Raw genomic sequence first — 13,656 nt, 5'->3', positions numbered from 1 at the left:
CGGAACTACGACCGATCGGAAGTACTGAACCTATCGTTAACCTTTAATCTATGCTCTCAAGTATAGATAGCGAATAAACTTTTAAAACCGAAGGAGCAATTGGAGCAGTAGTTATGAAATATCCCCCCACTAACCTGATTCAGGCTGTCGGTCTTGCCGACGCATGGGCACAGGCTGTGAATTTTGTGATAAAACACGGAATGGAGATAAAGACGGAGTACGGTCCTATGTCAAAGGACATCTGCTCGGTCATCGAGATCCGTGAACCTTATCTTGAACCTATGCTGCATCCCCAGTTCCCCACGAAAGAGCTGCATGTAAAAGAATACCTGAAACAATGGGAAAGAGGTTATGACTGGAAAAAGCAGGGGTTTGAATACAATTACATGGACAGGCTGATAAACTATCCCTCCCGCAGTAAAGATATTGACCAGCTAAAAGCAATAAGGGAACTGCTGCCGCAGGGTGTTTCGCGCAGGCGCCAGGCAATAACATGGATACCCGAGCGCGACCTGTTCGTAAAGGAAGACCAGCCCTGTCTCCAGAGAATATGGGTCCGCCCCCTGGGAGAAGGGAATGCCGAGATGCACTGCATGTGGCGCTCGCGCGACCTTTACGCGGCATGGAACAGCAACATGGTAGGATTGCTCACTATGGTAAAAAGGGAATTGCTTGAGCCCAACAACCTGAAACTTGTCAAGGTCGTTGATTTCTGCAATGCACTGCATATCTATGAGGCGGACTGGGAAGATGCAGCGAAAGTGAAGCCGCTGCCGAAAAGCCCGCAGATGATGAGATATTAGGAAGAAACTACCCGAAAAGGTAAAACCATGGAGAGCGGAAGATACAGAGATGTATTTGAAAATCTCTATGTCCTCTTTGCTACTAATATAATTATATTTAACAACTAACTGGTACGAACTCACAACGAACTCGTGGTTGAATCTTGTAACAAGTTTAAATGAACTCAGCCCGAAAACTATCGGGTTCGTACGAGTTCGTATCAGTTAGTTGTTTGTAACTAAAGAGATTAAGTCAGGGGATCAATATTTCAAACAGAATAATGCGGCATCTACCCGCTCTCCAGCGTACTCCTGACAGCTTCAACTACGCTGTTTCGTGAATTATGGGCAGGTTCCCAGCCGAGCGCGCGCAGCTTATCGACGGACAGCAGCATCTTTGGCACATCGCCTTTCCACCCGCGCGTTCCGCCTGTGTAGCTGAACTCAACATTTTCCAATCCCATCTCTTCAACAACTATCTGCCCGATCTCTGTGGCATTTATCGTGTCGTCTGAGCCGATGTTGAAAATATTCGCCATCTCCTGGCTGTTCTCCAGGGCGAACAATATTGCATCCGCACAGTCCGAAACATGGAGGTATGATTTGCGCTGCTGCCCGTTACCCAGGATCTCAAGCGTTCCCGGATTGTTCCTGAGCTTGTTAACAAAATCCACAATGATCCCATGCGTACTGCGGGAACCTACGATATTTGCGAACCGGAAAATCCATGACTTCATTTCAAAAGTATGGCAGTATGATGTTATGAGAGCTTCGCAGGCGAGTTTTGACGCGCCGTACAGGGATATGGGTACCAGGGGACCGTAATCCTCAGGCGTGGGAAGAGCGGTCGCTTCACCGTACACGGTCGATGTGGATGTGAAGACTATGTTGCGCTGCTTATTGATACGCATAGCTTCAAGTAAATTATAAGTGGCAATGATGTTCTGCTCAAGATGTACCTTTGTATTCTCAGCCCCGAGGCGGACATCGGGATTGGCTGCCAGGTGAAAGATCATATCCGCACCTGCTATTGCTTTTTTAAGCTTTTCAAGCTCAAGTATATCAAGCCTTGTGAATTTGAAATCGGGATTTTTAGTATGGTGTTCAAGGACTTCCATTCTTCCCGAGCTGAGATTGTCAATAACGGTTACTTCATTTCCTTCGGATAACAGCCTGTCCACCATATGGCTTCCGATAAACCCGGCTCCCCCGGTTACTATAATCTTATTTTTCATAGCATAGTAATTAAATAGATTATGACTTATAGTTTCGCATCTTTATTTCTTGAACAGGTTTTGTGTATAGTTTTCAGTAATTGTTCAGCCGTGTAAGGCTTTGGTAAAAAAGCGTTTATATCGGTGCCTGTAGCTTTCATAAGTTTATCTTTCTCGGATAATCCGCTGGTTGCGATAATTCTTGCTCCGGGATTGATTCTATGGATCGCTTTAATGCTCGCATGACCATCCATAACAGGCATCATTATATCCATAAGAACAACACTGATTTTATCTTTATTTTGAGCGTATAACGCTACCGCCTGTGCGCCATCATCGGCTGTAAGCACTTTATATCCATGCATCTCCAGAGTCGAACATGTAACCTTGCTAATTGAGGCTTCATCTTCAACAACTAGGATCAATTCCCCATGCCCGGAAGGCAACTCAAGCTTATGCTCCTGCACTTTTTCCAGTTCGGTCCTGATCGCAGGCAAATATACCTTAAATGTAGTTCCTTTTCCAACCTCGCTATATACATTAATAAACCCGCCATGGCTTTTAACAATAGCATGAGCCGTTGAGAGACCAAGTCCCGTGCCCTTGCCGAACTCTTTTGTCGTGAAAAACGGTTCAAATATCCTGTCAAGTATTTCGGGGGGGATACCGGTTCCGGTATCTGATACCGTGATGACACAGTAAAGACCTTCTCTGGCTTCGGTATTCATCCGGGCATAGTTCTCATCAATAAAAATATTCGAAGCTGTGGTGCTCAGGATACCGCCATCCGGCATTGCATCACGTGCATTCACACAGAGGTTCATTATAACCTGGTGCAGTTGCGTAACATCTCCTGATATTGTAGAGAGGCCCCCTGGCAAATCAGCCCGGATATCAATATTTCTTGGGAAGGTCTCCTTCATGACCTTTTCGATTTCAGATACAATATCTGTTACTTGAAGAGGCTTGCGTTCACCTTCTACCCCCCGTGCAAATGAAAGAACTTGTTTTATTAACTCCGCTGCACGCTTGGAGTTCTGTTCAAGGATAGCAAGCAATTTCTGGCTCTGCTCATCTTTGAATTTTTCTTTTAATATTTGCAGGGACAGCATCATCGGTGTCATCATATTGTTAAGGTCATGCGCTATGCCACCAGCGAGAGTGCCTATGCTTTCCATCCTTTGAGTACGTAATATCTGTGCTTCAAGTTTCTTTCTCTCGGTTATGTCCTCAATAGCGAGGAGTATCAACTGTGTATCGACATCTGTTTGGTGGAGCCGACGGGCATTAAGTATCATTGTCCTGCGTCCGATGGTGGGAAACTCATAGTCAACCTCAAAATCGCTGAAATGAGTGTTCCTGGGGATAATTTCTTCCAGCAGTTCTCGTAGTCTTGGAATATCCCATTGGCGGTCACCAATATCGTAGATGAATTTGTTTAAAGTTTCTTCCGGCAACACCTTAAAAGTCTTGTAAAAAGTCTTATTCGCTGTCTTCACCCGCAATTGCGGATCCAGGACAACAAGAGATTCCCGCAATGTTTCTACAATACTTTCGGAATATGCATGAGCCTCCCGCAATGCTTGCTCAGCCTTCTTACGTTCGGTAATGTCGCGAACGATACCTGTAATAAATTTTCCTTCTCCTGTTTTCCATGAGGCTATAGAAATCTCGGTTGGAAATTCACTGCCATCTTTCCTCAGTCCATAGAATTCGAGCGTTTTTCCAATATATTTAGATTCATCGGTTCCTCTGAACTTCTCCAGTTCCCTTGAAAGAGCAGCTCTACATCGTTCAGGTATCAGGATGGAAAGAGATTTACCCAGCGCTTCTTCTTCGGTATAACCAAAAATGGTTTGTGCGCGTCTGTTCCATGAAATTATGTTCCCATTGCTATCGGCTGAGATAATTGCATCATTAGCTGCCTTGACCACAGACCTGAATTTCATTTCTGACTGTTCCAGCGTCCTGTTCAGGTTGTGCAGCTCAGCGATGGATTCCTGGAACCCGCGAAACGTCATTTCAAAGGGTGCCAGGCTCTCAGCAAAGAACTGCGCTGCTTTCTTTATAGTCTCCGAACTCTCCTGCGGTGTAAGCGTGCGCGGCAATATTCTGACCAGCGCTCTCTGGTGAATCGCTGCCATATCCAGAATGCCCAGCCTGTCGGCTATTGCTTTGCGCCCGAGCTCATACGCATGCTCCAGAGCCGTTTCTCCCCTTCCAGCAAGATAATCCTGAAGTACAGAAGAGTATTGTTTTTCTAATCCGCACAAAGTATCATTCTTTATTAGCATGTATATCGCACGACCAGAACCAATGCATCATCCGTTCCCCTGTTGAACTGCGCCATGATACTATTAGCAATTTGCTGTGGTTTATCGCTCAGTTTAATCCCCTTCTCAAAGCCACTGCGAATGCCGTCGGTAGCAAAAATCAATGTATCACCTGGTAATACCGGGATTAAGGACTCCTTTAGTGGCGGGAGCTGATAACCTAAAACTCCACCGCGAAGCAGTAAGCTCTTTCGCGAAGGGACTGCGTTTACATCTTCTCTTAGCAGTATGCCTTCGATATTGCCAACCCCCAGCCAGGTCATTGCCTTATTCAGTGAACTAAACGATGCGATGCTCATCACAACTCCGCGCGTTCCTTTCAATACCTCATGGCAGCGCCTGACAAGCGGGATAACCGGTTCGTGGGCATAGGTATCCAGTGTGGCAATGGCGATATCTGAAGCTTCTGCCGCTTCGTAGCCGTGTCCTAACCCATCCACTACAGCCATGAGGATACCATTTGGGAACGGCTTGATAATATAACTATCGCCTGAGACAGCCTGCCCCTTTAATGGTATCGTTGCATAACCCCACTCGATTAGCTGTAATGGATCGGTAGTTTCATCGCACATTACTTTGCACCCATTTCTTCATAGTCACTTTCGTTCCTTTGCCGACTTCGGAGATGATTTCAAACTCGTCCATCAATCGCTTCGCTCCCGGCAGGCCAAGCCCCAGACTATGCCCGGTCGAGTAGCCATCCTGCATAGCCAGTTTGATACTGGGAATGCCAGGTCCTTTATCGGAGGCAATTACAACGATGCCGCGTTTATTACCCTGCTGAACGATATTCAGACAGAGTTCACCGCGCTTGGCATATTCCACGATGTTGCGCGTTACCTCGGAGATGGCAGTGGCAATAAGGGTCAGTTCGGTGTTTGAGAAGCCCAGCCGTGCCGACAGCTCTCGCCCTTTTTGGCGGGCGGTGACGATATCAATCTCGGAACTAACAGGGATACACACTTCATCGGGCACTCTTATTATCTCCTTTTGTCCGATGGTCAAGGAGTGCCAGCCCCTCTTCAAGGTCAAGCGCGGTCTCTACGCCTTCAAGCTTCAACCCCAATTGCACCATCGAAAACGCGACCTCAGGCTGTATCCCGACTATAACGGTTTCTGCCCCGCGCAGCATAATCATGTGTGCCATGGAGCGCAGGGTGCGGGTTGCGAACGAATCCATCACATCCAGCACAGTAACATCTACGATGACTCCGCGTGAGCGGAAATCGCTTACCCGCCTTACCAGGTCTTCCCGTAATTTCAGCAGATCGGCATCACTCAGCTCTGACTGAATGGAAGCGATGAGGTAATCGCCCTGTTTGAGAATTGGAACCAGCATTGTTCATTGCACCATTTTATCTTGATGATTCAAGCTTGTTTCCGGCTCTGTTCTGACAACCCTGTAGCCCAAAAACCCATTTGCTACTTCGATGCCGCCCTGCAGGTCGCCTACAGTGTTCATCTTGGCTATATCCACACCAAGGGTCACCAGTGTCTGGGCGATCTCGGGCGATATACCTGTAACAATAACTGTTGCGCCCATGAGCTTCGATGCATCCACCGTCTGCACCAGATGCCCGGCAATCTTTGAATCCACGGCAGGAACGCCTGTGATATCCATAACGACGACTTTAGCGCGTTTGGTACGGATCGTACGTAGTAATTGTTCAGTTATTTGACGGGCACGATGGGTATCGATCACTCCGATAATAGGAAGGATGAGTAATTGATCCCGAACCTGCAATACAGGAGTTGAGAGTTCCCGGATAGCCTCCTGCTGCTGGCGGACGACTTTCTCGCGCTCTTCGACGAACGCAAGTGCAACTATGGAAATAATCTTATCGGCGACCGGTTCGTAGATGTCTAATGCCGCTGACAGCTTCTCCATATCCTGCTGGTACCACTCAAACAGGCTGCGCCCGTATACATTGCGCAGAGTAAGTATGCCACCAATGATCTGCTCGGTCGTCATCCCACGAAGCACACCACGTTCAGCCATACGTGTGGCATAGGTCTGAGCGCCTTCGTACTGTCCGGTTTCCAGACAGACGATAACAGTATCATAAATCGTGATTGATTCTGTCTCAATTTCTTCTTGGGTGAGACCAGCAAGTAATCCCTTGGCAGTCATTTGCTGCACCCACTGCTGCCGCAACAGGTCTCGCTTTTCACGGAAATGCTCTACTAATTCCAGCCGCAGCGCAGCTTCTGATTCCGGTGTTGATTGGTTGTTCTTTTCTCGTTTCATAGTCCTCCCATTTAACTGTTAAAGCATCAAATTATTATCCTGCTTATGCAAGCAGATATTTTAATAGTTAACGTTCCGGCATAAATTATAAGCGTAGACCTTGATAAACTTGCAGGTATGATGGAGACCTACCCGAGAGAAGACAGGTGGAAAGCCGAAATAGAGAATAAGGTAATGAAGAAATTGGACGAATTCGTAGCCCAGATGTAATCTTCCCGGGCAGCGAGAGATAATCCGGTTATTCCTGGGTCTTCATTCGTTCCGTGCGCCCTGCAATAACCGCAGGCACAGCACCTATCGCTGTGCATGTCTCAAGAGAAACTCCCCTGGAAGTAATATCGAGATGGTGCTGTGCCATATCAAATAATTCCTGCGGAAGTCCCTTATGCCCTAGCCCGATGAGGAACAGGAACGATTTCCTTTTGTTGATCAGTTTTGCAAGCGTATCAACATGAATGTTTTTTTCTTTGAAAGGATGGGATGTTGTAACTATGATCGAACCAAACTGGGGCTGGAATCCTTTTTCCGGGAGGTCAAAAACAAAGAACCTGCCTGCTCCGAAAAGTTCCCCAAGGTATTTTCCCGAACCGCCGATCGTGGTTTTATCTTTCACAAAATTCATGAGTTCTTCGGCATCCATCCTGAACGGGTAATCGAACAGAGCAAGATTGAACCCGAAAGCGTGCGCGACCGGCGCAGCCCTTGCAATGCTGCGGTAATGCGCTTCGTGGACTTTTATCTTATCGTATGTGTTCACGATCCCGAGTGTCAGCATATTTTCTGCTATGGAAAAAACTAAATCTTCCGCTTATAGATCCAGGTACGTGTACTGGTTCATGGCGTCTTTATAATTATTCAAAATCTCTTCGGCATCCGTTTTAGATAATTTATTATCCCTTACAGCCTGCGCTATTTCAGACTCGAACATCGAGAAAAGACCTGCAGAATTATATTTGACGTAAGCAAGCACATCGCAATTCCTGTCGCCCTTTACGAGCTGTTTGATATGCCACTCGCCGCTGTCATCCACTATAATATGCGCCTCATTAGCAGCGCCGAACAGGTTATGATAATCTCCTATCGTATCCTGGTACGCGCCGAGAAGAAGGATTGCCAGATAATAAGAACCGTTGTTCAACTCATGAAGTTCAAGTATCTCCTTTACGTCCTTCAGGTCAACGAACTTATCGATCTCGCCGTCAGAGTCGCATGTGATATCCACAATAGTCCCGTATTCATTGGGCTTCTCAGTGGCTCTGCTGACCGGCACGACGGGGAACAACTGCTTTATCGCCCAGAAATCAGGGATCGACTGGAATGTCGAGAAGTTGCCTATATATTTTTTTGACAGCAATTTATTCAGGTCATCAAAATCGTCGGACTTGTTCTCGGTCTCCCTTGCGAAACCGGCTGCTTTTTCACATATCTGCATGAAAAGGACCTCCCCTTTGGATTTGTCCTCAAGCTCGACCTCGCCGAGGTTGAACAGCGAGAGCAACTCCTCACGATGTTGAAGGGCATCGTGATAATATTCTATATAATTTTTAATGTTTATTTCCTGCAATCCATCGTACAATTCTTTTATTATATGCGGCTCGTCCCCGCGAAGTTCGATAGGTTTTTTATGATTGCCGTTCTTATTCCCTTTGATATTGATCACAAGAAGCGAATGATACGCGCTGATCGCCCTGCCGCTTTCCGAAAGGATTATAGGATGGGGGGCGCCTTCTTCATCGCACACGTCCTTAAGGGAATATACAACATTGTTGGCATACTCCTGCATGGTGTAATTGGCGCTTGCATCGGATGAGGTCTTGCTGCCGTCATAGTCGATGCCAAGACCGCCTCCTATGTTGAAGTACTTGATATTTACGTGCATATTTTTTATTTTGGCATACACCCTTGCAGCCTCTTTGACCGCTTTCTGTATCCGCCGGATCTCGGTTATCTGCGAGCCGATATGGAAATGAAGCATCTGCAACTGGTCAAGCATTTCGTATTCTGAAACGGTCCTGATGCAGTCCAGCATCTCTGTTGTCGTAAGACCGAATTTTGAAGACTCTCCGCCTGATTCGGCCCACTTCCCGCTGCCTTTTGAGTATAGCTTTACCCGTATCCCGATGAGCGGTTTGACACCGAGCTTTCTGGAAAGTTCCAGCAGCCTTGTTGTTTCGCTGTACTCATCGATGACTATGATGACCTTATTTTTCAGCTTGACAGCGTTCAATGCCAGCCGGAGATATTCATCATCCTTGAAACCATTGCATATTAACAGAGCCTCCGAGCCGAGCTCAAAGGACATCGCTGCAAGAAGTTCGGCTTTCGTTCCGACCTCCAGGCCGAGGTTGAATTTTTTACCTGCCTTAACGATCTCTTCTATCACTTCCCTTCGCTGGTTCACTTTCATCGGGAATGCTCCCTGATAAGTGTTATTATACTTGTATTCGGAAATCGAGTTGGAAAACGCCCCGTTCAATTCCTTAATCTGTCCCTCAAGTATCTGCGGGAACCTGAACAATATGGGGTACTTGATCTTCTTGGTACTGAGCTGTTCGATGACATTTTTCAGGTCGATGGTCTGGGCGTCTTTTTTTGTGGGTCTGATTATCAGATTCCCGTTCTTATTGTAGGAAAAATAGCCGCTGCCCCATCGTTCTATACCATACAGATCTATAGCGTCCTCGATTTTCCACATTTAATTAAATTTCACGTCCTTCGAAATTTTGAGTTCTATAATACAATACTTTCTCAGGTTTAAAACTTTCCTTCTCGGATACTACAATATGAATTTACTGAGACCGTTACTATTTCTCATTTTCCTTTCTGTCTGATATAGAGCTGTTCAACCTTTTCAATCGAATCGGCGTCCTCTAACGATTTATCGCTCCTGATATTGACGAGCCTGGGGAAGCGAAGTGCATATCCGGAATCATAATTCGGGCTTTTCTGTATTTCCTCAAAAGCTATCTCGAATACCACCTTCGGCTCAAATTCGATATGGATACCGCTTTCTGAGATTATCAGTTCTTTGAAAACACCTGTTAGTTCGTTAAGCTGCCCGTCTGTTATACCGGTAGCGACCCTGCCGATGGAAAGGAGCCTGTCCGAATCCGGGTCGCGGCACGCAAGTAAATAGGAACCGATGAAATTCGCCCTTCTTCCTTCCCCCCATTCCCCGCCTATCACCACGAGGTCAAGCGTCTCCATGATGGGCTTTAATTTAAGCCAGTTCTTACCTCTTTTCCCCGGCGTATAAAGAGAACCGGGATTTTTTAACATGACGCCTTCATGTCCGGCAGCGAGCGCATCTTTATAGATTGAGTCCACAACAGAGGTATCTCCTGTGATGGCCTGCCGCGCCACAATGCCCTTATCACAAACTTTTTCAAGCATTTCCCGCCGGTGCTTCAGCGGCATATCGATAAGGCTCTCACCATTCAGATATAGCACATCGAAAAGGTTCAGGTACAGCGGGATTTCAAGTGCTGTAGCGGAAATTTCGTATTTCCGCCTGAAGCGCCGGAGTATTTCTTGAAATGCCAGAGGTCTGTTATCTTTGCCAATGGCAACGACCTCGCCATCTAGGATAGCGCTTTTTGCTGTAACATGGGATTTCACGGCTGTTACAACATCAGGTAACGATAGGGTAACATTCTCAAGCTTCCGTGAATAAATTATAATTTTATCGCCGTCTTTATGTATCTGGACGCGCGCACCATCGAACTTCCACTCAACAGCGACAGAGCCCATCTCTTCCACAGCCTCTTTTATACTTCCGGCTACCTGTGCAAGCATCATCTTAAGTGGTCTTCCCAGGATAACGCTCAGCTTCTCAAGACCGGATGTTCCTTCGTTTTTCGCGGTAATTGCGACAAGCCCGAAATCATTTGTGAGCATGTACCCGCGCTCGATGAGTTCCGCAGTTACATTGAACGCCTGTGCTATTGCATCCCTTACGATCCCTTCGCCAACGCCTATGCGTAACTCTTCTATCGACAGGCGCGCAATATAGACGCTCTCATCCGGCATGGCTGCTCCGAAAAGATATTGCAGGTTCTTTATTTTCGCATCCTGGGACCCCTTGCCTGTCAGGCTTGCTATCTTTTGGAACCGGGTATGCACATCCCGGATAGAAAGCTCTTCGGTTGAGAAAAAATTCATGTGGTTTTTACCTGATAAGATCGCTTTCTCAGCTGCTAATCCCACATCTCCGGTCTCCTTGATCAGTTCTTCCACGCGCTTAACAGGAAGAGAGGATGTTCTGGATATGGCTGAATATAACAGGTTCGGACCGATCCCAAGCTCGGCTTCAGCCCAGACCGGGAACACCTTTCCCATTATGAAATAAGTTGTGATCCCGAGCTCTTCTTCGTCCAATTCTTTTAAAAATTGAGCTACAATGGATGTTATCTCAAGAGAGCCTGATATGCTTTCGATCCTTTTACAGACGCTCACGAATTTTTCAAAAGAAGTCATCAAAAATGAATGAATAAAAGGGTGTAAAACCCTTTTATCTACTTAGTTGCATTAGCAAGCGCTGCTGCATGAATGGACGTGATATCAGTACCATGGCAGTTTGTACAGTATTTGCCTCTTGACAGGTGTATCAATATCAGATTACCATTGCTTGGTTTAGTATTGTCAGGCGGTGGGGCATGGCATTGCTCGCAAACACTGTATGAGCCGGGTCCCGTCCCATTCTGTACTGTTGGGATCTTTGGCGGGAAGCCGTGACAGGTTTTACAATCCAGATTTACAGTACTTTCTCCTATATGGATGTTGTGAACCTGGCTGCCGTGGCAGTTTATACAGAGTCTCCCACCATTGACGTGAGGTTTCAGTTCCTGTGGGTTAGTATGACATAATTCGCATTTAATAGTCGTGACAGGGCTTGCCTGTGGTGTTGCCGGGGCAGAGGTTGTGGATGTTGAGGCTGTCGACGCTGGCGATGCTACTGTAGTTGCAGGGCTCTCTGTCCGGACCGGGGTCTCAGTTGGAGTCTGTGCTTGAGTTGGGGCTGGTTTCCCGAGAACATAGTAGCCGGCAGCGGCAACAAGGATGAGAGCTACTATAATTGCAATATAAATTGGTACCTTCGTCTCTTTGTCGTTCATTTGGTATTCACCTGTGTCAAATAGGGTTCTTATATGTTTTAAATGTTTTGGTTTTTTTAAATTCATAATGGATTATGCGGAGGATGGGATTCGAACCCACGAACTCCTGCGAGACAGGACCCTAAATCCTGCGCCTTTGACCGGGCTGGGCGACCTCCGCAAGCCTGCGTTCAAATGATGCTTATTACATAAAGCTTTGGCGTTCAATTGTATTTATAAAAAGAAACCGAAATGTTTATCAAGCCCAAATTATAAAAAACAATAATGGGCAGGATCATGTTTTATGATAAAAGTGGACAAGAACTGACAGAAGGTGCTGTTTTCCGCCGGAAATGTGGAACTTATCGGGGTATAGAACCGAAAAAAGGAAAATCAAGAGCTATAGAATTATTATTGAGCTTACTTGGTGGAATATCCGGACTTTTCGGCGCATTCCTGGTAACAGGTATGGGCAGTTTAGGTGAAGCATCAGAGGTACCCGAAGCATCTGATTTTATTATGCTTGGTTATGCTGCAACGGTCTTCTCGATTATCGGGATTATCGGAGCAGTATTAGTAAGGTCAAAAACAAAAACAGCAGGATGGTTGATGATCATTAGCGCATATGGTGGTCTTATATCCACGAGCTTTTCTTTCCTGTTACCTTTTATGCTTATCTTATTTGGCGGTATAAAAACTTTGAGAGATAGTTGATGGTGTTAAAGTTTTAATTCAAAATAGTTTTAAATCGGTTTAAACCGACAGCTTTATAAATAACAAAACATACTGAAGATTGGGTGATTCTATCATATTATTGATAGAGTAATCGAGGTGGTATTAAACGAAAATCAGTAAGAGACCTAAGAGTTGCGGCTATCCGCGAACCTTTATCTGCACTTTCTGTAAACAAGAATTTGGAACATTAGATTCCGTATTTGACCATATGAGCGAGATGCATTCTTTCCAGAAGGATACGTAAAAAATCAAAAAATGACTGAAGGATAAGCGAGGGGATGAAATACCGGATAGGTGGATACATATAAAAAGGTATCTACCTATCTTGTATTCGGCGATTTTTTGTAGATTAACGAATGAGTTATCAAGAACGCACGGACCATTCAGGTATGCGACACAGATGAGCCAATGGCAAACCTGCTAAAATAACTCTAAATTGCCAACAGGCATCTATAAAATGCCATTCCTCCAAAAAATTCGTTATAACAGCACATATTTCTTGCAATATTGCTCATAAGTTTTAAAAAATAATATATATGTTTCCGAAATGTATTTATATTCCATAGCTACAAGCTCGATTAGATTATGCCTTTATTAGAGTTATTTTTGTGTTTATAGCTCTAATATATCTTTGATTAATTACAATAGTATTAATTTCAAGAGCAATTCAAATCAAACAATTTACGAGAAATTTTTTGTATAGATATACCATAATAATTTCAAGAATCACAAAATAAAGAATATCCATCGGAATGCTACTGGCTCAATTATGATCCAAAAGCTAAAAAAGATAAAGGAAACAACGAATATTTTCTTTTTGCAACAAATCTGGAAGTAAAATCTACCTCAGAGTTTATTAAAATAATTCCAGAAGAATATAAAAAACGCTGGAATATAGAAACTGGATACAAAATGAAAAACGTATTCAAGATAAGGACTTGTTCGAAATCACCTGTAGTAAGAGTACTATTTTTCTTGTTTCAATGTATATTATATAATATATTAAATCTACTAAAATCAGGTCTTAAGACCACGGTATATGAACTGAAATCAGCAATCAATGACGGAATATTGACTTACATTAGAGAAGGATATAAATCGCTATGCTTGGTTCCAATTGCAGCATTTTTGAGCAAGTTACGAGAATAAAATGAGAGCAGAATTCAAACACTTCGAACTCGGTTAATACAAATATGATTCAGAATGCTATTCGGAACTACGACCGATCGGAAGTACTGAATAAACCGAAAA

Annotated in this window: 12 protein-coding genes and 1 tRNA gene; 2 read left to right on the top strand and 11 right to left on the bottom strand. The window is 44.9% G+C overall.

Translation table 11 applies throughout. From position 1 onward, the window contains the following. Window positions 1–113 precede the first annotated feature (113 nt). Window positions 114–803, top strand: coding sequence for a thymidylate synthase (locus tag MNV_RS16340; RefSeq protein ID WP_096207008.1), 690 nt, complete (start codon window positions 114–116; stop codon window positions 801–803). A 269-nt stretch (window positions 804–1,072) separates the two neighbouring features. Here the strand turns inward: MNV_RS16340 and MNV_RS16335 are convergent, their stop codons facing one another. The 11 genes from MNV_RS16335 to MNV_RS16285 all read right to left on the bottom strand — a co-directional run bounded on the left by MNV_RS16335 (window position 1,073) and on the right by MNV_RS16285 (window position 11,851). Continuing rightward, on the bottom strand, window positions 1,073–2,017 hold the full coding sequence (locus tag MNV_RS16335; protein WP_096207007.1) for an NAD-dependent epimerase/dehydratase family protein: 945 nt from the start codon (window positions 2,015–2,017) through the stop codon (window positions 1,073–1,075). A 26-nt stretch (window positions 2,018–2,043) separates the two neighbouring features. Further along, on the bottom strand, window positions 2,044–4,290 hold the full coding sequence (locus MNV_RS16330; RefSeq protein ID WP_096207006.1) for a PAS domain S-box protein: 2,247 nt from the start codon (window positions 4,288–4,290) through the stop codon (window positions 2,044–2,046). Further along, entirely contained in the window at window positions 4,284–4,901 is a 618-nt protein-coding gene (locus MNV_RS16325) for a SpoIIE family protein phosphatase (RefSeq protein WP_096207005.1), read from the bottom strand. Before MNV_RS16325 ends, MNV_RS16330 begins: the two co-directional genes overlap by 7 nt. Continuing rightward, window positions 4,891–5,304: an anti-sigma regulatory factor gene (locus MNV_RS16320; protein ID WP_096207004.1), complete on the bottom strand. Its 414-nt coding sequence runs from the start codon at window positions 5,302–5,304 to the stop codon at window positions 4,891–4,893. The genes MNV_RS16325 and MNV_RS16320 overlap by 11 nt, the downstream gene beginning before the upstream one ends. Then, complete coding sequence (locus MNV_RS16315; protein WP_096207003.1) at window positions 5,294–5,668, bottom strand: STAS domain-containing protein; 375 nt, start codon at window positions 5,666–5,668, stop codon at window positions 5,294–5,296. Before MNV_RS16315 ends, MNV_RS16320 begins: the two co-directional genes overlap by 11 nt. Window positions 5,669–5,671: 3 nt before the next feature. Continuing rightward, window positions 5,672–6,577 (bottom strand): STAS domain-containing protein, encoded by a 906-nt coding sequence (locus MNV_RS16310; protein ID WP_096207002.1) that lies wholly within the window; start codon window positions 6,575–6,577, stop codon window positions 5,672–5,674. Window positions 6,578–6,815: 238 nt separating this feature from the next. Continuing rightward, window positions 6,816–7,352: a DUF531 domain-containing protein gene (locus tag MNV_RS16305; protein WP_096207001.1), complete on the bottom strand. Its 537-nt coding sequence runs from the start codon at window positions 7,350–7,352 to the stop codon at window positions 6,816–6,818. 33 nt (window positions 7,353–7,385) lie between these two features. Beyond that, complete coding sequence (speA, locus tag MNV_RS16300) at window positions 7,386–9,272, bottom strand: biosynthetic arginine decarboxylase (protein ID WP_096207000.1); 1,887 nt, start codon at window positions 9,270–9,272, stop codon at window positions 7,386–7,388. Window positions 9,273–9,388: 116 nt separating this feature from the next. Beyond that, window positions 9,389–11,053 (bottom strand): ATP-dependent DNA ligase, encoded by a 1,665-nt coding sequence (locus MNV_RS16295; protein ID WP_096206999.1) that lies wholly within the window; start codon window positions 11,051–11,053, stop codon window positions 9,389–9,391. A 38-nt stretch (window positions 11,054–11,091) separates the two neighbouring features. Further along, entirely contained in the window at window positions 11,092–11,691 is a 600-nt protein-coding gene (locus MNV_RS16290) for a hypothetical protein (protein WP_096206998.1), read from the bottom strand. Between the two features lie 75 nt (window positions 11,692–11,766). Next, window positions 11,767–11,851: transfer RNA gene (locus tag MNV_RS16285), tRNA-Leu, on the bottom strand. 116 nt (window positions 11,852–11,967) lie between these two features. On the opposite strand from MNV_RS16285, the gene MNV_RS16280 reads away from it, so the two are divergent. Further along, window positions 11,968–12,384 carry a DUF4064 domain-containing protein gene (locus tag MNV_RS16280; RefSeq protein WP_143311859.1) on the top strand — a complete coding sequence of 139 codons (417 nt, stop codon included), beginning with the start codon at window positions 11,968–11,970 and terminating at the stop codon, window positions 12,382–12,384. The last annotated feature ends 1,272 nt before the right edge of the window (window positions 12,385–13,656 follow it).

This window comes from Candidatus Methanoperedens nitratireducens (assembly GCF_900196725.1).
Classification (GTDB): Archaea; Halobacteriota; Methanosarcinia; order Methanosarcinales; family Methanoperedenaceae; genus Methanoperedens; species Methanoperedens nitroreducens_A.
Note: the sequence above shows the minus strand (reverse complement) of the source record. Positions and strands in the feature narration are given on the sequence as shown.